Annotated in this window: 22 protein-coding genes; 15 read left to right on the top strand and 7 right to left on the bottom strand. The window is 71.2% G+C overall.

Annotation, left to right across the window (positions count from 1 at the left end):
• Both tal and tkt read right to left on the bottom strand, forming a co-directional pair.
• Nucleotides 1-868, bottom strand: an 868-nt coding sequence (tal, locus tag ACWCSD_RS14680) for a transaldolase (protein ID WP_449915248.1), incomplete at its 3' end; no start/stop codon positions are given.
• Nucleotides 869-875: 7 nt separating this feature from the next.
• On the bottom strand, nt 876-2,906 hold the full coding sequence (gene tkt, locus ACWCSD_RS14685; protein ID WP_387680351.1) for a transketolase: 2,031 nt from the start codon (nt 2,904-2,906) through the stop codon (nt 876-878).
• A 341-nt stretch (nt 2,907-3,247) separates the two neighbouring features.
• On the opposite strand from tkt, the gene ACWCSD_RS14690 reads away from it, so the two are divergent.
• Together ACWCSD_RS14690 and ACWCSD_RS14695 are read left to right on the top strand one after the other, a co-directional pair.
• Complete coding sequence (locus tag ACWCSD_RS14690) at nt 3,248-4,186, top strand: heme o synthase (protein ID WP_387680354.1); 939 nt, start codon at nt 3,248-3,250, stop codon at nt 4,184-4,186.
• A gap of 125 nt (nt 4,187-4,311) precedes the next feature.
• On the top strand, nt 4,312-5,502 hold the full coding sequence (locus ACWCSD_RS14695; RefSeq protein ID WP_352364398.1) for a PrsW family intramembrane metalloprotease: 1,191 nt from the start codon (nt 4,312-4,314) through the stop codon (nt 5,500-5,502).
• Here the strand turns inward: ACWCSD_RS14695 and ACWCSD_RS14700 are convergent.
• Together ACWCSD_RS14700 and ACWCSD_RS14705 are read right to left on the bottom strand one after the other, a co-directional pair.
• Entirely contained in the window at nt 5,478-6,185 is a 708-nt protein-coding gene (locus tag ACWCSD_RS14700) for a vancomycin high temperature exclusion protein (RefSeq protein WP_397158915.1), read from the bottom strand. The genes ACWCSD_RS14695 and ACWCSD_RS14700 overlap by 25 nt on opposite strands.
• 22 nt (nt 6,186-6,207) lie before the next feature.
• Nucleotides 6,208-7,194, bottom strand: a complete 987-nt coding sequence (locus ACWCSD_RS14705; RefSeq protein ID WP_449915251.1) for a COX15/CtaA family protein — start codon at nt 7,192-7,194, stop codon at nt 6,208-6,210.
• 116 nt (nt 7,195-7,310) lie between these two features.
• Here ACWCSD_RS14705 and ACWCSD_RS14710 point away from each other — a divergent pair, with 116 nt between their 5' ends.
• From ACWCSD_RS14710 to ACWCSD_RS14720, 3 genes are read left to right on the top strand one after another with little or no spacing between them, the layout of a single operon-like run.
• Nucleotides 7,311-8,306, top strand: coding sequence for a proline racemase family protein (locus ACWCSD_RS14710; protein WP_449915254.1), 996 nt, complete (start codon nt 7,311-7,313; stop codon nt 8,304-8,306).
• A complete protein-coding gene (locus ACWCSD_RS14715) occupies nt 8,303-9,286 on the top strand; it encodes an ornithine cyclodeaminase family protein (RefSeq protein WP_449915256.1) in 984 nt (327 codons plus the stop codon). Before ACWCSD_RS14710 ends, ACWCSD_RS14715 begins: the two co-directional genes overlap by 4 nt.
• A 12-nt stretch (nt 9,287-9,298) precedes the next feature.
• On the top strand, nt 9,299-9,967 hold the full coding sequence (locus ACWCSD_RS14720) for a GntR family transcriptional regulator (protein WP_449915258.1): 669 nt from the start codon (nt 9,299-9,301) through the stop codon (nt 9,965-9,967).
• Between the two features lie 254 nt (nt 9,968-10,221).
• Here the strand turns inward: ACWCSD_RS14720 and ACWCSD_RS14725 are convergent, their stop codons facing one another.
• The 3 genes from ACWCSD_RS14725 to ACWCSD_RS14735 form a co-directional block, all read right to left on the bottom strand.
• A complete protein-coding gene (locus ACWCSD_RS14725; RefSeq protein WP_397158907.1) occupies nt 10,222-11,139 on the bottom strand; it encodes an EamA family transporter in 918 nt (305 codons plus the stop codon).
• A 128-nt stretch (nt 11,140-11,267) separates the two neighbouring features.
• Complete coding sequence (locus ACWCSD_RS14730; RefSeq protein WP_358300141.1) at nt 11,268-12,038, bottom strand: ABC transporter permease; 771 nt, start codon at nt 12,036-12,038, stop codon at nt 11,268-11,270.
• A complete protein-coding gene (locus ACWCSD_RS14735) occupies nt 12,035-12,943 on the bottom strand; it encodes an ABC transporter ATP-binding protein (protein WP_358300138.1) in 909 nt (302 codons plus the stop codon). The genes ACWCSD_RS14730 and ACWCSD_RS14735 overlap by 4 nt, the downstream gene beginning before the upstream one ends.
• Before the next feature lie 156 nt (nt 12,944-13,099).
• On the opposite strand from ACWCSD_RS14735, the gene ACWCSD_RS14740 reads away from it, so the two are divergent.
• From ACWCSD_RS14740 to ACWCSD_RS14785, 10 genes are all read left to right on the top strand, one after another.
• Nucleotides 13,100-13,876, top strand: a complete 777-nt coding sequence (locus ACWCSD_RS14740; protein WP_387679996.1) for a VOC family protein — start codon at nt 13,100-13,102, stop codon at nt 13,874-13,876.
• A 93-nt stretch (nt 13,877-13,969) separates the two neighbouring features.
• Entirely contained in the window at nt 13,970-15,205 is a 1,236-nt protein-coding gene (locus ACWCSD_RS14745; protein WP_387679998.1) for a multidrug effflux MFS transporter, read from the top strand.
• 91 nt (nt 15,206-15,296) lie between these two features.
• Nucleotides 15,297-15,995, top strand: coding sequence for a helix-turn-helix transcriptional regulator (locus ACWCSD_RS14750; RefSeq protein ID WP_358300130.1), 699 nt, complete (start codon nt 15,297-15,299; stop codon nt 15,993-15,995).
• Nucleotides 15,992-17,404: a Fe-S cluster assembly protein SufB gene (sufB, locus tag ACWCSD_RS14755; RefSeq protein WP_352364380.1), complete on the top strand. Its 1,413-nt coding sequence runs from the start codon at nt 15,992-15,994 to the stop codon at nt 17,402-17,404. Before ACWCSD_RS14750 ends, sufB begins: the two co-directional genes overlap by 4 nt.
• Complete coding sequence (gene sufD, locus ACWCSD_RS14760) at nt 17,404-18,525, top strand: Fe-S cluster assembly protein SufD (protein ID WP_358300127.1); 1,122 nt, start codon at nt 17,404-17,406, stop codon at nt 18,523-18,525. Before sufB ends, sufD begins: the two co-directional genes overlap by 1 nt.
• Nucleotides 18,522-18,839 carry a non-heme iron oxygenase ferredoxin subunit gene (locus ACWCSD_RS14765; protein WP_352325535.1) on the top strand — a complete coding sequence of 106 codons (318 nt, stop codon included), beginning with the start codon at nt 18,522-18,524 and terminating at the stop codon, nt 18,837-18,839. Before sufD ends, ACWCSD_RS14765 begins: the two co-directional genes overlap by 4 nt.
• Nucleotides 18,840-18,841: 2 nt before the next feature.
• Entirely contained in the window at nt 18,842-19,588 is a 747-nt protein-coding gene (gene sufC / locus ACWCSD_RS14770) for a Fe-S cluster assembly ATPase SufC (RefSeq protein ID WP_352325533.1), read from the top strand.
• A complete protein-coding gene (locus ACWCSD_RS14775; protein ID WP_358300124.1) occupies nt 19,585-20,841 on the top strand; it encodes a cysteine desulfurase in 1,257 nt (418 codons plus the stop codon). The genes sufC and ACWCSD_RS14775 overlap by 4 nt, the downstream gene beginning before the upstream one ends.
• Nucleotides 20,842-20,843: 2 nt before the next feature.
• Nucleotides 20,844-21,281, top strand: coding sequence for a Fe-S cluster assembly sulfur transfer protein SufU (gene sufU / locus ACWCSD_RS14780; RefSeq protein WP_352325531.1), 438 nt, complete (start codon nt 20,844-20,846; stop codon nt 21,279-21,281).
• Nucleotides 21,278-21,637, top strand: a complete 360-nt coding sequence (locus tag ACWCSD_RS14785) for a metal-sulfur cluster assembly factor (protein WP_352325530.1) — start codon at nt 21,278-21,280, stop codon at nt 21,635-21,637. Before sufU ends, ACWCSD_RS14785 begins: the two co-directional genes overlap by 4 nt.
• The last annotated feature ends 65 nt before the right edge of the window (nt 21,638-21,702 follow it).

Below are 21,702 nucleotides of genomic sequence, written 5' to 3' on the forward strand. Positions count from 1 at the left end.
TGTTGACGGTGCCGGGGGCGACGAGCTGGTCGACGTACATGGTGTCGGAGTAGTCGGGGTTCTTCACCCCGGTCGAGGCCCACAGCGGGCGCTGCGGACGGGCGCCCGCGGCGCGCAGGCGCTGCCAGCGCTCGGAGCTGACGACCTCCTCGTAGGCGGCGTAGGCCAGGCGCGCGTTGGCGATGCCGGCCTTGCCCTTCAGCTCCGGCTTGCCGAGCTTGTCCAGCCGCTTGTCGATCTCGGTGTCGACGCGGCTGACGAAGAACGAGGCCACCGACTCGATCGTGGCCAGGTCCAGGCCCTTGGCCTGCGCGGCCTCCAGGCCGGCCAGCCAGGCGTCCATGACCGCGCGGTAGCGCTCCAGGGAGAAGATCAGCGTGACGTTGACGCTGATGCCCTCCGACAGCGCCTGCGTGATCGCGGGCAGGCCCTCAAGGGTGGCCGGGATCTTGATGAACAGGTTGGGCCGGTCGACCATCCACCACAGCGCCCTGGCCTCGGCCACGGTCTTCTCGCTCTCGCGGGCCAGCCGCGGGTCGACCTCCAGCGAGACGCGGCCGTCCACGCCGCCGGTGGCGTCGTAGACCGGGCGCAGCACGTCGGCGGCCCAGCGGATGTCGTACGTGGTGATGGCGCGGACGGCCTCCTCCACGGTGACGCCGCGGACGGCCAGGTCGTGGAGCTGGGCGTTGTAGGCGTCGCCCTTGCTGAGCGCGCCGGCGAAGATCGTCGGGTTGGAGGTGACCCCGACGACGTTCTTCTCGCGGATCAGCTGGTCGAGGTTGCCCGTGCGCAGCCGTTCGCGGCTGATGTCGTCGAGCCAGATGGAAACGCCCTGGCCGGACAGCTTGTTGAGGTTCTCGCTCATCTTCTTCTCAGTTTCCCGTCGTCTCGCCCTTGTCCTGACCCAGCTTGGCGAGGCTCGCCTTGGCCGCGGCCGCCACGCGCTCGGCCGTGAGCCCGAACTGCTCGTACAGCGTCTTGTACGGCGCCGAGGCGCCGAAGTGCTCCAGGCTGACCACTTCGCCGCACTCGCCGACGAACTGGTGCCAGCCGAGCGCGACGCCGGCCTCGACCGCGACCCGAGCCCTGATCGAGCTCGGCAGGACGGTCTGCCGGTACGCGGAGTCCTGCCCGTTGAACCACTCGACACACGGCATCGACACCACTCGTGCCGGGATGCCCTGCGCCTCCAGCAGCTCGCGGCCCTGCACGGCCACCTCGACCTCGCTGCCGGTGGCGATGATGATCACGTGCGGCTGGCCGTCGGACGCCTCGCGCAGCACGTAGCCGCCGCGGGCCACGCCGTCGGCGCTCGTGCCCTCGTAGACCGGCACGTTCTGCCTGGTCAGCGCCAGGGCGGCGGGACGGTCGGTGTGCTCCAGGATCGTCTTCCACGCATGCGCGGTCTCGTTGGCGTCGGCCGGGCGGACGACGTCGAGGCCGGGGATGGCGCGCAGCGCCCACAGGTGCTCGATCGGCTGGTGGGTGGGGCCGTCCTCGCCCAGGCCGATGGAGTCGTGCGTCCAGACGTAGGTGACCGGCAGCTTCATCAGCGCCGCCAGGCGCACCGAGGGGCGCATGTAGTCGGAGAAGACCAGGAACGTGCCGCCGTAGGGGCGGGTGCCGCCGTGCAGGGCGATGCCGTTGAGAATCGCGCCCATGGCGTGCTCGCGGATGCCGAAGTGCAGCGTGCGGCCGTAGCGGTTACCGGGGAAGTCCTTGGTCTGGTACTCCTCGGGGATGAAGGACGGCTCGCCCTTCATCGTGGTCAGGTTCGACTCGGCCAGGTCGGCCGAGCCGCCCCACAGCTCGGGCAGCACCGGCGCCAGCGCGCCCAGCACCTCGCCGCTGGCCTTGCGGGTGGCCATCGAGGAGCCGGTCTCGAACTCGGGCAGGGCCGTGGCCCAGCCGGCGGGCAGCTCGCGGTGGGAGATGCGGTCGAACTCCTTGGCCCGCTCGGGGTTGGCCAGGCGCCATTCGGCATATCCCTTGTCCCACTCGGCACGCTCGGTACGGCCGCGGGCGACCACCTCGCGGGCGTGCTGCAGCACCTCGGCCGGCACGTCGAAGCTCTTGGCCGGGTCCATGCCCAGGATCTCCTTGGTCGCGGCGATCTCCGCCTCGCCCAGGGCCGCGCCATGGATCTTGCCGGTGTTCTTCTTGTTCGGCGCCGGCCAGCCGATGATCGTGCGCAGCCGGATGAAGGAGGGCCGGTCGGTCTCGGCCTTGGCCGCTTCCAGCGCCTCGTACAGCGCCTGGACGTCCTCTTCGTACTCGCCGCCGGCGGTCCAGTCGACGCTCTCGGTGTGCCAGCCGTACGCCTCGTAGCGCTTGACGACGTCCTCGGACTTGGCGATGAGGGTGTCGTCCTCGATGGAGATGTGGTTGTCGTCGTACAGGACGACGAGGTTGCCGAGCTTCTGGTGGCCGGCCAGGGCGCTGGCCTCGTGGCTGATGCCCTCCTCGATGTCGCCGTCGCTGACGAAGCACCAGATGTGGTGGTCGAACGGCGAGGAGCCGCGCTCGGCGTCGGGGTCGAACAGGCCGCGCTCGCGGCGGGCCGCCATCGCCATGCCGACCGCGTTGCCCAGGCCCTGGCCGAGCGGGCCGGTGGTGGTCTCCACGCCGGCGGTGTGGCCGTGCTCGGGGTGACCCGGGGTCAGGCTGTCCCACTGGCGCAGCCGCCGCAGGTCGTCGAGCGTCAGGCCGTAGCCCGACAGGTAGAGCTGGATGTAGAGCGTCAGGCTGGTGTGGCCGCACGACAGCACGAACCGGTCGCGGCCCGCCCAGTTGGGGTCGCTGGGATCGTGGCGCATCACGCGCTGGAACAGCAGGTATGCGGCGGGGGCCAGGCTCATGGCGGTGCCGGGGTGACCCGAGCCCGCCTTCTCCACTGCGTCCATCGCCAGGGCCCGGACGACGTCGACGGCCTTCTTGTCGAGGTCGGTCCATTCAAGGGCTGGCACGAGTTCGGTGCTCAAGTGCTCGATCTCCGGAATCTAGTTGTCATTTGGCAGTACCTGTTGGCTATCCCGCCCACACGGGACCCTAACCGAGTGGAGCTGGCGATCGATTCCCATTCCACCCTCGCGTGTCCATGAATGGCGCAAGCCCCCCATTGGCCGGACCGTCCGCCCCTGCGACTACAGTTTGTTTGTTCGCAGAGGCGCCACGGCGCCACTCATCGATCCGCTCTAATCAGAGGTTACGCGTTGACTCCGCACAGGCTGGAAGCGCCTTGACGGTGCTGACCAACAGGCAGGCCACGACCCCCTCGACCGAGCCCGGGGCGCCGCGCACGTTCGGCATGGTCGTGAAGGCCTACGTCGCGCTCACCAAGCCGCGGATCATCGAGCTGCTGCTGATCACGACCCTGCCGGTGATGTTCCTGGCGGCCGGCGGCCTGCCGCCGCTGTGGAAGTCGATCGCCGTCATGGTCTTCGGCACCCTGTCGGCGGGCAGCGCCAACGCGCTCAACTGCTACGTCGACCGCGACATCGACCAGAAGATGCGGCGCACCCGCCGCCGGCCGCTGGCCAGGCACCAGGTGTCGCCGCGCGGCGCGCTGATCTTCGGCATCGTCCTGGGGATTTTGTCCACTGTTGGCCTGTGGCTCACCACCAATTGGCTGGCCGCGGTGCTGTCCACCGGCGCGATCCTGTTCTACGTCATCGTCTACTCGATGGTGCTCAAGCGCCGCACGGCCCAGAACATCGTCTGGGGCGGCATCGCGGGCTGCATGCCGGTCATGATCGGCTGGGCGGGCATCACCGAGCGGCTCGACTGGGCGCCCCTGGTGCTGTTCGGCGTGGTGTTCTTCTGGACGCCGCCCCACACCTGGACCCTCGCCATGCGTTACAAGGAGGACTACGCGGCGGCCAAGGTGCCGATGCTGCCGGTGGTGGCCACCGAGCGGCGGGTGATCCTGGAGTCCGTGGCCTACACCTGGGCGACCGTGCTGTGCTCGCTGGCCCTGTGGCCGGTGGCCGGCACCACGCTGTTCTACCCGGTCGTCGCGGTCGTGCTCGGCGTGGTCTGCCTGTGGGAGGTCCACCGCCTGCTGGCCCGGCTCAACGCCGGCAAGAGCGGCGTCGACCTGCGCCCGATGCGCTTCTTCCACTGGTCCAACGCCTACCTCGCGCTGCTCTTCCTCGCCGTCGCGATCGACCCGCTGCTGGCCTGAGCGCCGTGACCGTCCTGACCGCCGTGCGCGAGGCCCGCGACGCGCGTGTCCGGACGGTGAGGAGTGGCTGTCCCGCGCGGGCGGTCGGCACGGACCCCGGCCCTTCGATCCGTTAAAGTCACGGTATGGCGACCCGTGATCCACGCTGGGTGTTGAAGGACCGCCCGTCGTTCGCGTTGATCACCGGGCTGGTCCTCACCGGCATCTGCGCCCTGGTCTCGTTCTCCTTCGACGTGATCAACGGTGAGCCGGTGCAGTTCTTCATCGCGCTCGGGCTCGCCCTGGCTCCGGTGCCGCTGCTGCTGGCCGCCGTGCTGGCGCTCGACCGCATGGAGCCGGAGCCGCGCAGCAACCTGATCTTCGCCTTCGCCTGGGGCGCGGGCATCGCCGTGCTGGTCGCCGGCGCGATCAACTCGCTCAACCTCCACTACTTCATCGACACCGCCAAGCTCTCGCCGACCAGCGCCCGCAACCTGGCGGCCACCTTCGGCGCGCCGGTGGTCGAGGAGACGATGAAGGGCCTGGTGCTGCTCGGCCTGCTGAAGTTCCGCCGGGCCGAGCTCGACGGCCCCACCGACGGCATCATCTACGCCAGCATGGTCGGCCTCGGCTTCGCCATGAGCGAGAACGTCAGCTACTACCTGTCGGCGCTCAACGGCAACGGCGTCAGCAGCCTGGCGGTCACCGTGGTGCTGCGCGGCATCCTGTCGCCGTTCGCCCATCCGCTGTTCAGCTCGATGATCGGGGTGGCCGTCGCCTACGCGGCCCAGCGCCAGGGGCCCGAGCGGGTGTTCCTGGTGCTGGCCGGCTGGTCGGGGGCGATGATCCTGCACGGCCTGTGGAACGGCCTGGCCTCCTACGGCGGCTTCCCCGGGCTCGTGGTGGCCTACCTGGCGCTGCTGGTGGTGCTCGTCGTGCTGATCGGCGTGGTGTTCAGGGACCGGCGGCGCATCGTCGCGCTCATCCAGACCTACCTGCCGCCATACGAGCCGACCAGGCTGGTCGGGCCGGCCGACATCTACATGTTGTCCACGTTCGCCAGGCGCCGCCAGGCCAGGCAGTGGGCCAGGGCCTACGGCGGCAAGCGCGGGGTGCGCGCCATGCGCGACTACCAGCTCGCCGCCACCGAGCTCGGCCTGCTGCACGAGCGGGCGGCCCGCCACATCGTCGACGAGCAGGCCTTCCACGAGGAGCAGCGGGCCCTGCTGGAGTGCATGAGCACCGCCCGCGCCGACTTCCCGGTGCCGCCGGTGCACGCCCGCCGGATGGCCAGGGGCACCCCGCCGCCCGGCTACGCGCCCGGCGCGCCCCGCTGAGCCAGGATCTGGGTCAGCGAGACCTCGCGCGGCCCGGGGAAGACCGGGTCGGAGTGCAGCAGCAGCGCGTCCACCACGGCCTTGCCGGTGGCCAGCAGCTCCCGGGTGGCGTAGACGTACGTGGTGGCCGCCCACTGGCGGGTGGAGTCGTCGCCCACGCCGAACGTCTCCAGCCCGGCCGTCCGGCACAGCGCGACGGCCCTCGGCAGGTGGAAGACCTGGGTGACGACGGTGACCCGTTCGGCGCCGAACACCCGGCGGGCCCGTACGCACGAGTCCCAGGTGTCGAACCCGGCGTAGTCGAGCACGATCACGTCGGCCGGTACGCCCCTGCGCAGCAGGTAGTCGCGCATGGCGGTGGGCTCGTCGTACTCCTTGCGGCTGTTGTCGCCCGACAGCAGCAGCGCCCGCACCTTGCCCGCCCGGTAGAGCTCGGCGGCCACGTCGAGCCGGCGGGCCAGCATCGGCGTGGGCTGGGTGCGCCACAGCCCGGCGCCGAGCACCAGCGCGGCCTGCGCGGGCGGCACCCGGCCCAGCCAGCCGCCGCTGTCGGCCACCACGCGGTGCGGCGAGCTGTCGAGCCAGGCCCAGGTCATGGGCGCCAGCGCGAGCACGCTGACCAGCACCAGCCCCTGGTACGTACGGCGCAGCAGCCTGCGCGAGAGCCTAGGGAGTCGCAGCACACCCCATACCATCGCACAACGGTCAGACCGGAGCGGGCGCTTCCGTGTGAGCGGCGGCGGCCGGGACCTCCAGCGGGCCTCTGGCGCGCAGCGAGGTGACCACCCGCAGCGCGGCGATCCACACCAGCGAGGCGCCGAGCACGTGCAGCAGCACCAGCGCGGCCGGCACGGCCAGGAAGTACTGGGTGTAGCCGATCATGCCCTGGCCCAGCTCCACGACGAACAGCCCGAGCGCGGCCCGCCTGGCGGCCCGGGGCGCGCCGGTCACGCGCAGCGCGAACAGCAGCGCGAACGTCAGGCCGACGACGACATAGACGATGTCGGCGTGCAGCCGGGCCACGGTCTCGATGTCGAAGCCGAACCGGGAGGCGATGACGTCGCCCGAGTGCGGGCCCGTGCCGCTGACCACCACGCCCGCCACCAGGAGCACCGCCGTGGCGGCGAGCAGCGCGTGGCCGAGCCGCCGGACGTCGCGGTGGGCCACCCCGGCGACCGGGCCGTCGCCCTCGCCGGCGCGCGCGTAGAGCATCCAGCAGGCGGCGATCAGCGCCATGGAGATCAGGAAGTGCATGCCGACCGTGAACGGGCTGAGCGCGGTCCTGACCACCAGCCCGCCCCACAGAGCCTGGGCCAGCACGCCCGCCGGCTGCAGCAGCGCCAGGCGCACCAGCGCCCGCCTGCGCGGGACCAGGCGCAGCGCCGCGACGACGCACGCCGCGCCCACCGCCAGCACCAGGAACGTCAGCAGCCGGTTGCCGAACTCGATGAGCATCGTGAGCATCGACATCTCGGGATGGGCGACGGGCACGAAGCTGTCGGGCGTGCACCTCGGCCAGGTCGGGCAGCCGAGGCCGGAACCGGTCACCCGCACGCCCGCGCCGGTCACCGCGATGCCCGCGTTGGCCACCACGGAGGCCAGCGCCCAGCCGCGCATCGAGCGCGCGGTCGGCGCCCAGAACGAGCGCAGCGCGCGGGCCAGGACATTTGGGTGGCCGGTGGATTCCTTCACGTCAACGATGGTACGGGCCAGGTGGGACGGTCCCGTCAGGGGCTTCTCCGGAACGTGACAATGTGACATGTTACTCCTGGCGGCTTTCCCGACCCGGTCCGGAGGGGCTTCGAACTGTGATCACAACTGTCGACTACCACACGGGCGGCGAGCCGTTCCGGATCGTGACCGGAGGCGTCCCCGGCATCCCCGGAGCGGACGTGCTCACCCGGCGGGAGAACGCGCCCGCCCACGCCGACCACGTCAGGCGGCTGCTGTGCCACGAGCCGCGCGGGCACGCCGACATGTACGGCTGCTTCCTCGTCCCGCCCGACGACGCCGGGGCGCATCTGGGCGCGCTGTTCTGGCACAAGGACGGCTTCTCCACCGCCTGCGGGCACGGCACGATCGCCCTGGGGGCCTACGCGGTGCAGGAGGGGCTGGTCGAGGCCGACCCCGACGGGGAGACCGACGTGGTGGTGGACGTGCCGTCGGGGCGGGTCAGGGCGCGGGTGCGGTGCTCGGGCGGGCGGGTGGCGGGAGTGACGTTCGTGAGCGTCCCGTCGTACGTGATCGCGCGGGACGTGGCCGTCGCTGGAACGAAGGTTGATATTTCGTACGGCGGGGCGATTTATGCGTCGATTTCGGCGGGGGAGTTGGGGCTGTCCGTCGAGCCCCGCCACCTGACCGCCCTCGTCGGGCACGCCCGCCGCATCAAGGCCGCCCTGGCCGGCCACCCCGCCACCCGCCACCCACGCGACGACCGCCTGTCCGGCGTCTACGGCGTCATCTTCTACGACGACCTACCGGCCGACGCCGTACCGGACGGCGAGCTGTCGGGTGACGGGCTGAACGTCCGGCAGCGCAACGTCACCGTCTTCGCCGACGGCGAGGTGGACCGGTCGCCGTGCGGGTCGGGCACCGCCGCCAGGATGGCGCTGCTGCACGACGCCGGCCTGCGCGGCACCCTGGTGCACGAGAGCGTCGTCGGGTCCGTCTTCCGGGCGCGGGTGGCCGGGGTGACGGCCGAGGGGATCGTGCCGGAGATCGAGGGCATGGCCTACCGCACCGGCCGGCACGTCTTCGAGCTCGATCCCGACGACCCGATCGGAACGGGGTTCACGCTGCGATGAGCGCTCTTCCCTACATCGACGGGCCCGTGCTGGAGCGGCTGGTGCCGGTCGGCCGCGCGGTGGCCGTCCTCGAACAGGCCCTGCGCGACGGGCTCGACCCCGAGTTGACGCCCCGGCGGCCGGCCGTGGACCTGCCGGCCGGGCAGCTCCTGCTCATGCCCGCCGCCGCCGGCCGCTACGCCGGGGTCAAGGCCGTCACCGTCACGCCCGACAACCCCGGGCGCGGGCTGCCCCGCATCCAGGGGACGTACCTGCTGCTGGACGGCCCGACCCTGGCCCCGCTCGCCGCCCTGGACGGCATCGCGCTCACGTCCCTGCGCACGCCCGCCGTCTCCGCCCTGGCCGTCGCCCACCTGGCCGAGCCGGACGCGCGCCGCCTGGTGGTGTTCGGCAGCGGGCCGCAGGCGTACGGGCACGTCCTGGCCCTGCGCGAGGTGCGGCCCGTCGAGCACGTCACGGTCGTGGGCCGCGACCCCGCCCGCGCTGCCGCCCTGGCCGCCCAATGCCGCGCCCTGGACCTGACCGCCGAACCCCTGACCGCCGGAGCTCCCACCGCCGAAGCCTCCACCGCCGAAGCCGCGGCGGTGCCCGGCGCGGTGGCGGACGCGATCCGGGCCGCCGACCTCGTCGCCTGCTGCACCACGGCCGCGCAGCCGCTGTTCCCCGGTAAGCTCGCCCGGGACGGCGTCACCGTGGTCGCGGTCGGGTCGCACGAGCCCGGCGTCCGCGAGCTCGACGGCGACCTCGTCGCCCGCGCCACCGTGGTCGTCGAGGCCAGATCGGCCGCCCTCGAGGAAGCCGGCGACGTGATCATCCCGATCCGCCACGGTACGATCACCTCTGGTCATCTCGCCGGGAACCTCGCCGAGCTGATCGCCGGGAGGGTGGTGGCCGGTCCCGGCCCGCGGGTGTTCAAGAGCACGGGCATGGCGTGGCAGGACCTGGTGGTCGCCGCGGCCGCGTACGAGGCGTGGAAGTAGGAGGGAAGGCGGATGGCTGCCGAGGACCGGCTCGACCTGCCAATGGTGGGGGAGCGGCAGAGTCTGCGCGAGCAGGTCGCGCACGCGCTGCGGGCCGCGCTGATCACCGGTGAGATGCGGCCAGGGGTGGTCTACTCCGCGCCCGTGCTCGCCGCGCAGTTCGGCGTCTCGGCCACGCCGGTCCGCGAGGCCATGCTCGACCTGGCCAAGGAGGGCCTGGTCGAGGCCGTGCGCAACAAGGGCTTCCGGGTGACCGAGCTGTCCGACCGCGACCTCGACGAGCTGACCCAGATCCGTGAGCTGATCGAGGTGCCCACCGTCTCGCGGCTGGCCGACAGCGCCCGCGCCGAGGAGTTCGAACGGCTGCGCCCGATCGCCGAGGAGATCGTCTCGGCCGCCGACCGGGCCGACCTGCTCGCCTACATCGACGCCGACCTGCGCTTCCACCTGGAGCTGCTGGCCCTGGCGGGCAACGTCCACCTGGTGGAGGTGGTGCGCGACCTGCGCAACCGGGCCCGGCTCTACGGTCTGTCGCAGCTGGCCGAGCGCGGCTCGCTGACCGACTCCGCCAGGGAGCACCTGGCCATGCTCGACGCGCTCAAGAGCGGTGACGGCAAGGCGGTCGGCAACCTGATGGGCGAGCACATCGGCCACGTCCGGGGGATCTGGGCCGAGCACTGACGCCTGCCGCGTTTCTTTACCGTCCGAATTGAGAGGGTTTGTCCGTTTTGGGGTAATGTGTTGGTGAAAGCTTTCACGAACTGATCTTCCTGAGAGCCGTACAAGCCCGGTCACGCGGATGCCCGCATCCGTTGACCTTCACCGGGCTCGGCGACCCGCCCACCTCAAGCCGAGCCCTCCGCCGCGCGCCCGAGAGATCCCCATCCCCGCGGGCGCGCGGCGGCACCTCCTCGGTACTCCCTGACGCCCGGTCATCAGCGCCCGGTCATCCTGGTCGAGCCGAGGCTGGCGGCCACGACGCACACGATCGCCGCCCACTGCTGCGCGTGCAGGACCTCGCCCAGCACCAGCACGCCCGCCAGCGCCGCCACGGCCGGCTCCAGGCTCATCAGAATGCCGAACACGTGCTTGGGCATGCGCCGCAGCGCGTGGAGTTCCAGCGAGTACGGGATCACCGACGACAGCAGCCCCACGCCCAGCCCGATCAGCAGCAGCGACGGCTGCAACAGGTCGGCGCCGCCGGTCGTGACGCCCACCGGCGCGATCACCAGGGTCGAGACGATCATCGCGAACGACAGCCCGGTGGTGCCGGGGAAACGCCGCCCGGCCGCCGCGGACAGCAGGATGTAGGCCGCCCAGCACGCGCCCGCCACCAGGGCGAACCCGATGCCGAGCCACCAGGCCGCCGACGCCTGCTGCCCCCAGGGCGCCAGCAGCGCCACGCCGAGGCCGGCCAGGCCGATCCAGGCCAGGTCGAGCCTGCGCCGGGAGGCGGCCACGGCCACGCCCAGCGGGCCGAGGAACTCGATCGCCACCGCGACGCCCATCGGCAGCCGCGACAGGGCCTCGTAGTACGACAGGTTCATCAGCGCGAGCGTCAGGCCGAACCCGGCCCCGACCGCCCAGTCGCGCCACCCCAGCCCCCGCAGCTTCGGCCTGGCCACCGCGGCCATGATCAGGCCGCCCGCCGCGATGCGCAGGAACACCACGGCGCTCGGCGGCAGGACGGCGAACAGGTTCTTGGCGAACGCGGCGCCGAGCTGCACCGAGACGATGGACAGCAGGACCAGCGACGAGGGCGGGATCGAGTCCGCGGCCTGGCGCAGCAGGCGGCCAGGCCGGGGCAGCGCCGGGCGGCGATCGAAGGGATCGTCGAGGGCGAAGTCGGTCACGGAACTCCTCGCGCGGAAGGTGGGGCGGTCGTCCAGAGCGTACTGACCTCGGACGACATCTCCGCACGCGGGGTGGCGCGCCCCCCCACTCCCGGCGGAACAGCCTCACCCCCAGCGGAACAGCCGCCTCACTCCCAGCGGAACAGCCGCGAGACCAGCGCCAGGGTCAGCACGGCCCAGCCGGCCAGGACGAGCACCGGCCCCAGCGGCAGCGCCGCCCCCTGGGCGAGCACCGCGCGCAGGCCGCCGGTCAGCGCCGAGATCGGCAGCAGCTCCAGGACCGGCCGCGCGCCCTCGGGGAACTTCGACAGCGGGAAGATCACCCCGCCCGCCCCCAGCAGCACCAGGTAGACCAGGTTGGCCGCGGCCAGCGTCGCTTCGGCCCGCAGCGTGCCCGCCATGAGCAGGCCGAGGCCGCTGAAGGCCGCCGTGCCCAGCACGACCAGCACCGCGGCGGCCAGGAACGACCCGTGGGGCCGCCAGCCCAGCGCCAGCCCCACTGCCACGATCACGGCTGCCTGGATGACCTCCACGGCCACCACCGCGGCCGTCTTCGCCAGCATGAGCCCGGCCCTGGACAGCGGGGTCGCGCCCAGCCGCTTGAGCACGCCGTAGCGGCGCTCGAAGCCGGTGCCGATGGCCTGACCGGTGAAGGCCGTGGACATGACGGCCAGGGCCAGCACGCCCGGCACGAGGAAGTCGACCCGCCGGCCGCCCCCGACGTCGACCAGCGGTGCCAGCGAGAAGCCGACCAGCAGCAGCACCGGGATGATCAGGGTGAGCAGGAGCTGCTCGCCGTTGCGCAGCATCGTGCGGACCTCCGAGCCGGCCTGCGCGAGCACCATGCGCGGGAACGGCGCGGCGCCCGGCGCGGGCGAGAGGTCGAGCACGGGGGTCATCGCAGCTCCCTGCCGGTCAGTTCGAGGAAGACGTCTTCGAGGGTACGGCGCTCGATGCGCAGGTCGTCGGCCGTGACGCCCTCCGCCGCGCACCAGGCCGTGACGGTGGCCAGCAGCTCGGGCCCCACCTGGCCCTCGATGATGTAGTGGCCGGCCGGCGACTCCTTGGCCGCGCTGCCCACCGGGAGCGCGTTGAGCAGCTCCTCCAGCGTGAGCCCCGGCCTGGCCCTGAACCTGAGCTGCCGCTCGGCCCCGGTCAGCGAGGCCGGGCTGCCCTCGGCCACGACGCGCCCCCTGTCGATGATCACGACGTGGTCGGCCAGCCGCTCGGCCTCCTCCATGTGGTGGGTGGTCAGCACCACCGACACCCCGGCGCCGCGCAGCTCGCCGACCAGGTCCCAGCAGGCGTGCCGGGCCTGCGGGTCGAGCCCGGCGGTCGGCTCGTCGAGGAACACCAGCTCCGGCCTGCCGATCACGGCCGCGGCCAGCGACAGCCGCTGCTGCTGCCCGCCCGACAGCCGCCGGTAGGGGGTGCGCGCGTGCTCGGCCAGCCCGAGCCGGGTCAGCAGCGCGCCGGGATCGTGCGGACGGGCGTAGAAGCGCGCGACCAGGCGCAGCCACTCGGCGCAGCGCATCGCCGGCGGCACCCCGCCCGCCTGGAGCATCACCCCGACGCGCGGCCGCAGCTCGGGCAGCGTGGGCGACAGGCCGAGCACCCGAACCGTGCCGGAGTCGGCCTTGCGGAACCCCTCGCAGATCTCGACCGTGGACGTCTTGCCCGCGCCGTTGGGCCCGAGGACGGCGGTGACCGCGCCGCGGCCGGCCCGCAGGGTGAGGCCGTCGAGGGCGGTCCGGCCGCCGTAGCGTTTGACCAGGTCGACGATCTCGACGGCTGGGGAATCCATGGCCACGAGTTTAGGGACTGCGCCGGGCGGTCCGGCCCCCAGGTACGCGCCCGGCGAACGCCCGCCGGGCGGCCCTGCCCGGAAATGGACGGCTCTTGACCGGACCGTTCCCCGGAAAGACGTGAGAACCGGGGGAAGGACGGCGATGAGCTCCACATGTCGCGACGCAGTGGATACGACCCAGGAGTTCCGTGCTGGGTGGACCTGGCCAGCACCGACGTCCCCGGCTCGGTCCGGTTCTACGGGGATCTGTTCGGCTGGCGGGCCGACATGGTCGACGACCCGGCGGCCGGCGGCTACGGGATGTTCGTCCACGAGGGCAGCAAGGTCGCCGGGATCGGCCCCGTCCGCGACGGCGGCTCCACCTCGCTCTGGAACACCTACGTCGCCACCGACGACGCCGCCGCGCTGGCCGGCCGGGTCAGGGACGCCGGCGGCACCGTCGTGGCGGAGCCCATGGCGATCTTCGACGAGGGCACCATGGTCGCCCTGCGGGCCCCCGACGGCTCCTACGCCGCCGCCTGGCAGGCGGCCGCCCACGCGGGTGCGGAGCTGGTCAACGAGCCCGGCGCGTTCTGCTGGAACGAGCTGTGCACCCGGGACGCGCCGGCCGCCGAGCGTTTCTACTCGGCGGTCTTCGGCTGGACGTCCCGCACGTCCGACCTGGGCGGCATGGCCTACACCGAGTGGGTGGCGGGGGAGGCGGCCGTCGCGGGGATGATCCCGATGCCCGACGAGGCCCCGGCGGAGCTGCCGTCGTTCTGGCTGACCTACTTCGCGGTCGCCGACCTCGACGCGGCCCTGCACGCCGCCGCCGACGCGGGCGCCGACGTGCTCACCGGCGTGACCGAGGCGCCGCCCGGCAGGTTCGCGCAGCTCATCGACCCGCAGGGCGCGGCGTTCGGAGTCATCCAGCTCAACGAAACGTCATGAAATATCTGATAACCGGGAATTAGGAGGACCGAATCCCGGTTTGATCCCTCGGCCCTCGTGGGTCATCGGCCTGCGAGGGGAAGGGGTTCGCGCATGTCCGTGGCAGAAGCCGCGTCCGCCGCCATTGGGAGCAAGGGCGAGACCAAGGGCGGGAGGCGGGGGCTGCTGCTGGTGATCCTGGGCGCGCTGTCGGCGATCGGCCCGCTGTCCATCGACATGTACCTGCCCGCCCTGCCCGCCATCACCGAGGAGATGCTCAGCGCTCCCGCGCAGGTCCAGCTCACCCTCACCGCCTGCCTGATCGGCGTCTCCGTCGGCCAGGTCGTCGCCGGCCCGGTCAGCGACGTGCGCGGGCGGCGCGTCCCGCTGATCGTGGGCGTGTCGGGGTTCATGGTGGCCTCGCTGCTGTGCGCGTTCGCGCCGTCGGTGCCCGTGCTGATCGTCCTGCGGCTGCTGCAGGGCATTCTGGGCGGGGCGGCGCTGGTCATCGTGCGCGCGGTCGTCCGAGACCTGTACGACGGCGCCGCCATCGCCCGCATCTTCGCCACGCTCATGCTGGTCAGCGGCCTGGCGCCGATCCTCGCACCCATCGCCGGGGCCCAGCTGCTCGCCTTCACCTCCTGGCGCGGCGTGTTCGTGGCGCTCAGCGTCGCCGGGCTCGTGCTGCTGCTGGCCGTGCTGCCGGGGGTGCGCGAGACGCTGCCCGCCGACCGGCGCGAGAGCGGCGGGCTGGGGCACACCGTGCGCACCTTCTGGCAGCTCCTGCGCGACCGCGCGTTCATGGGCTGCGCGCTCACCGCGGGGCTGGCCTTCGCGGCGATGTTCGGCTACATCTCCGGCTCGCCGTTCGTGCTCCAGCAGGTGTACGGCGCCACCCCGCAGCAGTACTCGCTCATCTTCGGGCTCAACGCGCTCGGCCTGACCGCGATGGCCCAGCTCGGCGGCCGCCTGTCGGGCCGCGTGGAGCCCGCCCGCCTGGTCGTCATCGGGCTGGTCACCGGCCTGGTGGGCGCTGGGTTGTTGCTGACCGCCGCGCTCACCGGGCTCGGCCTGGCCGGCATCGTGGCGGGCCTCTTCGTCATCATGCTGGGTCAGGGGCTCGTCCTGCCCGGCACCGGCGCGCTCGCGCTGGCCGGGCAGCCCGCCCAGATCGCCGGCAGCGCCTCGGCGCTGCTCGGCGTGCTGCAGTTCGCGCTGGGCGCGCTGGCGGCCCCGCTGGTCGGCCTGGCGGGCGAGGGCACGGCCGTGCCGATGGCCTGCGTGATGCTCGGCCTCATCGTCTGCTCCACGCTCGCGTTCGCGATCCTGGGACGCCGAAAGGTTAGGTAAGCCTTACCTGCGTGAGCAATTCCATTGGTGGCCTGCTCCGATTCGTTTGTGCAGCGGGAAGGAATTACGGCACACTGATGTTGTGAAAAACATGCCCACGATCGAGCCCGGTAGCGAGCGCGGCACCCGCGCGCGTGTCGCCAGGCTGATTCTTGAGCATGGTCCCGTGACGGCCGCCTCGCTCGGCGAGCGGCTGGGGCTGACGCCCGCCGCGGTGCGCAGGCACCTCGACGCGTTGCTGGCCGAGGGAATGATAGAGCCTCGCACGGTCAGGCCGCGCGGTCAGCGCGGGCGCGGACGGCCCGCCAAGCTGTTCGCCATCACCGACGCGGGGCGCAGTGCTTTCGAGCACGCCTATGACGACCTCGCCGGGAGCGCACTCCGCTTCCTGGCCGAGCGCATGGGGCGAGAAGCCGTGACCGACTTCGCCCGCTCGCAGGTGTCGAGCCTGCTGACGCGGCTGGAGCCGGTCATGCGGACGGTGCCGGCGGACCAGCGCGTACAGGTGCTGGCGCAGGCGCTGTCGGCAGAGGGGTACGCCGCCTCGGCCAGCAAGGCCAAGTCGGGCGGCGACCAGCTCTGCCAGCACCACTGCCCGGTGGCTCACGCGGCCGCGGAGTTCCCGCAGCTCTGCGAGGCCGAGACGGAGGCGTTCGCGCAACTGCTCGGCACCCCGGTGCAGCGCCTGGCCACGATCGCGCACGGCGACGGGGTCTGCACGACCCACGTGAGCCCCAAGTCGCTGGCTGAATCCGCACACAGAGACAAGAGCAAGGAGACCGGAAGGTGACTGTCACCGACCGCCCGGAGCTGGAAGGCCTCGGGAATTACAAGTTCGGCTGGGCCGACCCGGATGCCGCGGGCGCGGCGGCCAAGCGTGGCCTGTCCGAGGAGGTCGTCCGCAACATCTCCGCGCTCAAGAACGAGCCGGAGTGGATGCTCGACCTTCGCCTGAAGGGCCTCCGCCTGTTCGCCAAGAAGCCGCTGCCCACCTGGGGCTCCGACCTCACCGGCATCGACTTCGACAACATCAAGTACTTCGTGCGCTCGACCGAGAAGCAGGCCGCTTCCTGGGACGAGCTGCCCGCCGACATCAAGAACACCTACGACAAGCTCGGCATCCCCGAGGCGGAGAAGCAGCGCCTCATCGCCGGCGTCGCGGCCCAGTACGAGTCGGAGGTCGTCTACCACAAGATCCGTGAGGACCTTGAGGAGAAGGGCGTCATCTTCGTCGACACCGACACGGGCCTGAAGGAGCACGAGGAGCTCTTCAAGGAGTACTTCGGCTCGGTGATCCCGGTCGGCGACAACAAGTTCGCCGCGCTCAACACCGCCGTGTGGTCCGGTGGCTCGTTCATCTACGTGCCGCCGAACGTCGAGGTCGAGATCCCGCTGCAGGCCTACTTCCGGATCAACACCGAGAACATGGGCCAGTTCGAGCGGACCCTGATCGTCGTGGACGAGAACTCCTACGTCCACTACGTCGAGGGCTGCACCGCGCCGATCTACTCCTCCGACTCGCTGCACAGCGCGGTCGTCGAGATCATCGTGAAGAAGAACGCCCGCTGCCGTTACACGACCATCCAGAACTGGTCGAACAACGTCTACAACCTGGTCACCAAGCGCGCCGTCGCCTACGAGGGCGCGACCATGGAGTGGATCGACGGCAACATCGGCTCCAAGGTCACGATGAAGTACCCGGCCGTCTACCTGATGGGCGAGCACGCCAAGGGCGAGACGCTGAGCGTCGCCTTCGCCGGCGAGGGCCAGCACCAGGACGCCGGCTCCAAGATGGTGCACCTGGCGCCCAACACCAGCTCCAGCGTCATCTCCAAGTCGGTGGCGCGCGGCGGCGGCCGCACCTCCTACCGCGGTCTCGTGCAGATCGAGGAGGGCGCCCACGGCAGCGCCAGCACCGTCAAGTGCGACGCGCTCCTGGTCGACCAGATCAGCCGCTCCGACACCTACCCGTACGTCGACGTGCGCGAGGACGACGTCTCGATGGGCCACGAGGCCACGGTCTCCAAGGTCAGCGAGGACCAGCTCTTCTACCTCATGAGCCGCGGGCTCGGCGAGGACGAGGCCATGGCGATGATCGTGCGCGGCTTCGTCGAGCCGATCGCGCGCGAGCTGCCCATGGAATACGCGCTCGAGCTCAACCGGCTGATCGAGCTGCAGATGGAAGGAGCCGTCGGCTGATGGGCCTGAACGAGAAGCCCCTGTCGACCCTGCACGAGAAGGCGTCCTACGACCTGGGCGACTTCGAGGTCCCGACCGGGCGCGAGGAGTCGTGGCGCTTCACGCCGCTGTCCCGCCTGAAGGGCCTGCACAACGGCAAGGCCGACCCCGTGGGCCACGTGCGCCTCGACGTCGAGGCCGCGCCCGAGGTCGTCGTCGAGACGGTCGGGCGCGACGACGCCCGCGTCGGCAAGGCGTTCACGCCCACCGACCGGGTCAGCGCGCAGGCGTGGAACAGCTTCGAGAAGGCGACCGTGATCACGGTGCCGCGCGAGGCCGTCACGTCGAAGCCGACCGTGCTCACCCTGACCGGTGAGGGCGACGGCGCCGCCTACGGCCACATCGTGGTCAAGGTGGAGCCGATGGCCGAGGCCGTGGTCGTGCTCGACCACAAGGGCAGCGCCGTCTACGCCGACAACATCGAGTTCGTCGTCGGCGACGGCGCCAACCTCAAGGTCGTGAGCCTCCAGGACTGGGACGACGACGCCGTGCACGTCTCCCACCACCACGCCCAGCTCGCCAAGGACGCGACCTTCCGCAGCTTCGTGGTGACCCTCGGCGGCGACCTGGTCCGGCTCTCGCCCAGCGTGGCCTACACCGCGCCCGGCGGCGACGCCGACATGTCCGGCGTCTACTTCGTCGACGCCGGCCAGCACCTGGAGCACCGCCTCCTGGTCGACCACTCCCAGCCCAACTGCAAGAGCAACGTCGACTACCGCGGCGCGCTGCAGGGGCAGGACGCGCACGCCGTCTGGATCGGCGACGTGATCATCAGGGTCGAGGCCGAGGGCACCGACACCTACGAGCTCAACCGCAACCTCATCCTCACCGACGGCGCCCGCGCCGACTCGGTGCCCAACCTGGAGATCCTCACCGGCGAGGTCGCCGGAGCCGGGCACGCCTCGGCCTCGGGCCGCCTCGACGACGAGCACATCTTCTACCTCCAGGCCCGCGGCATCCCCTACGACGAGGCCCGCCGCCTGGTCATCAGGGGCTTCCTCGGCCAGCTCATCGAGAAGATCCAGATCGAGGAGATCCGCGACCGCGTGCTGGCCGCGGTGGAGGCGGAGCTCGCGCGATGAGTTTCGAGAAGGTCTGCCAGGTCGCCGACATTCCCGACGGCGGCGTCATCGGCGTCGAGGTCGGGGAGACCCCGGTGGCGCTGGTGCGCAAGGGCGCCGACGTCTTCGCCCTGCACGACGTCTGCTCGCACGCCGAGGTGAAGCTCAGCGAGGGCGAGGTCTACGACGGCACGCTGGAGTGCTGGCTGCACGGCTCGTGCTTCGACGTGCGCTCCGGCAAGCCCACCGGCCCGCCCGCCACCAAGCCCGTGAACGTCTACACAGTCAAGATCGACGGCGACGACGTCCTCGTCTCGCTCTCGAAGGAGTCATAAACGTGTCCACCCTAGAGATCCGTGACCTCAAGGTCGCCGTCGAGGACAAGGAAATCCTGCGCGGCGTCAACCTGACGGTGAAGTCCGGCGAGACGCACGCCATCATGGGCCCCAACGGCTCGGGCAAGTCCACCCTCGCCTACGCGATCGCCGGTCACCCCAAGTACACGATCACCGGCGGTCAGGTGCTGCTCGACGGCGTCGACCTGCTGGAGCTGTCGGTCGACGAGCGCGCCCGCGCCGGCCTGTTCCTCGCCATGCAGTACCCGGTCGAGGTCCCCGGCGTGTCGGTGTCGAACTTCCTGCGCTCGGCCGTCACCTCGGTCCGCGGCGAGGCGCCCAAGCTGCGCGAGTTCGCCAAGGACCTCAAGGCCGGCATGGACGCGCTGTCCATCGACGCCGCCTTCGCCCAGCGCAACCTCAACGAGGGCTTCTCCGGCGGTGAGAAGAAGCGCCACGAGATCCTCCAGCTGGAGCTGCTCAAGCCGAAGATCGCCGTGCTCGACGAGACCGACTCCGGCCTCGACGTCGACGCGCTGCGCGTGGTCTCCGAGGGCATCAACCGCTTCCGCTCCACGGGTGAGACCGGCGTGCTGCTGATCACCCACTACACCCGCATCCTGCGCTACGTGAAGCCCGACTTCGTGCACGTCTTCGCCGGCGGCCGGATCGTCGAGGAGGGCGGGCCGGAGCTGGCCGACAAGCTCGAGGCCGAGGGCTACGAGCAGTACACGAAGGCATCTGCATGACTTCCACCAGCTTGGACGTGGAGAAGATCAGGAAGGACTTCCCGGTCTTCTCCCGCGAGCTGCCCGACGGGCGCCCGCTCGTCTACCTCGACTCCGGCAACTCCTCGCAGAAGCCCAACCAGGTCATCGACACCATGCGCGACCACCTGGCGCTGCACTACAGCAACGTCGGACGGGCCATGCACGTGCTCGGCGCGGAGTCGACCGAGGCGTACGAGAGCGCGCGCGACAAGGTGGCGGCGTTCGTCGGGGCGGGCTCGCGCGACGAGGTGATCTTCACCAAGAACGCCTCCGAGGCCCTCAACCTCGTGGCCTACTCCTTCGGCAACCCCGCGGGCACCGACCCGCGCTTCGCCCTCGGCCCCGGCGACGAGATCGTCATCTCCGAGATGGAGCACCACTCCAACATCGTGCCGTGGCAGATGCTCGCGCAGCGCACCGGCGCCACGCTGAAGTGGTTCGGCGTCACCGACGACGGGCGGCTCGACTTCGACCCGGCCGTCGTCACCGAGCGCACGAAGATCGTCTCGATCGCCCACCAGTCGAACGTGCTCGGCACGGTCAACCCGGTCACCGCGGTGGCCGCGCGGGCGCACGAGGTCGGCGCGCTGATCATGCTCGACGCCTCGCAGTCCGTGCCGCACCACCCGGTGGACATGGCCGCGCTGGGCGCCGACTTCGTGGCCTTCACCGGTCACAAGATGGTCGGCCCTTCGGGCATCGGCGTGCTGTGGGGCCGTACCGAGCTGCTGGAGGCCATGCCGCCGTTCCTGGGCGGCGGCGAGATGATCGAGGCGGTCTGGATGGACCGCTCGACGTACGCGCCGATCCCGCACAAGTTCGAGGCCGGCACGCCGCCCATCGTCGAGGCCATCGGCCTCGGCGCGGCGGTCGACTACCTCACCGCGGTCGGCATGGACGCCATCGAGGCGCACGAGCGCTCGCTGACGGCCTACGCCCTCGACGCCCTGCGCGAGGTGCCGTCGCTGCGGCTGATCGGGCCCGACTCCCTCGACCAGCGCGGCAGCACGCTGTCGTTCACGCTGGAAGGCATACACCCCCACGATGTGGGGCAGATCCTGGACGACCAGTTCGGGGTCGCCGTCCGCGTCGGGCACCACTGCGCGCGCCCGCTGCACCTGCGGTTCGGAATACCGGCGACCACGCGGGCGTCGTTCTACCTGTACAACACCACGGGCGAGATCGACGCCCTGGTGCGCGGCCTCCATCACGTTCAGAAGGTGTTCGCATAGCCATGATCGGCGAGTCGATGTACCAGGAGCTGATCCTGGAACACTACAAGCACCCGCAGGGGCGGGGGCTGCGCGAGCCGTACGACGCCGAGGTTCACCACGTGAACCCGACGTGCGGTGACGAGATCACGCTGCGGGTCAGGGTGGGCGACGCCGGTAAGATCGAAGACGTCTCCTACGACGGCCAGGGCTGCTCGATCAGCCAGGCGGCCGCCTCCGTGCTGCACGAGCTGGCCACCGGCTCGACGGTCGAGGAGTCGCTGTCGGTGGTCGACGAGTTCACCCGGCTCATGCAGGGCCGGGGGCAGGTCGAGGCCGACGAGGAGGTGCTCGGGGACGCGGTGGCGTTCGCGGGCGTGGCCAAGTTCCCGGCGCGCGTCAAGTGCGCGCTGCTGTCGTGGATGGCCTACAAGGACGCTGTGGTGAGGAGTGCCCAATGAGCAAGCCTGTGGAGACTCCGACCGGCTTCGACGGTGACACCACCGTCGAGGAGGTCATGGAGGCGCTCAAAGACGTCGTCGACCCCGAGCTCGGCATCAACGTCGTCGACCTGGGGCTGATCTACGGGCTCAACCTCGACCCGTCCGACGCCGGTCAGCCCGTGGCCACCATCGACATGACGCTGACCAGCGCGGCCTGCCCGCTGACCGACGTCATCGAGGATCAGGCCCACTCCGCCCTGGAGGGCATGGTCTCCGACGTGAAGATCAACTGGGTCTGGCTGCCGCCGTGGGGCCCGGACAAAATCACTGACGAGGGGCGTGAGCAGCTCCGTATGCTAGGCTTCAACGTCTGATCTTTCTAGCTGTAACGGCTGGCGTTGGGCGTCAGCCGTTTCAGTGTGCCAAGGAGGGGTTTCGG

The organism is Nonomuraea sp. NPDC001684 (assembly GCF_053596515.1).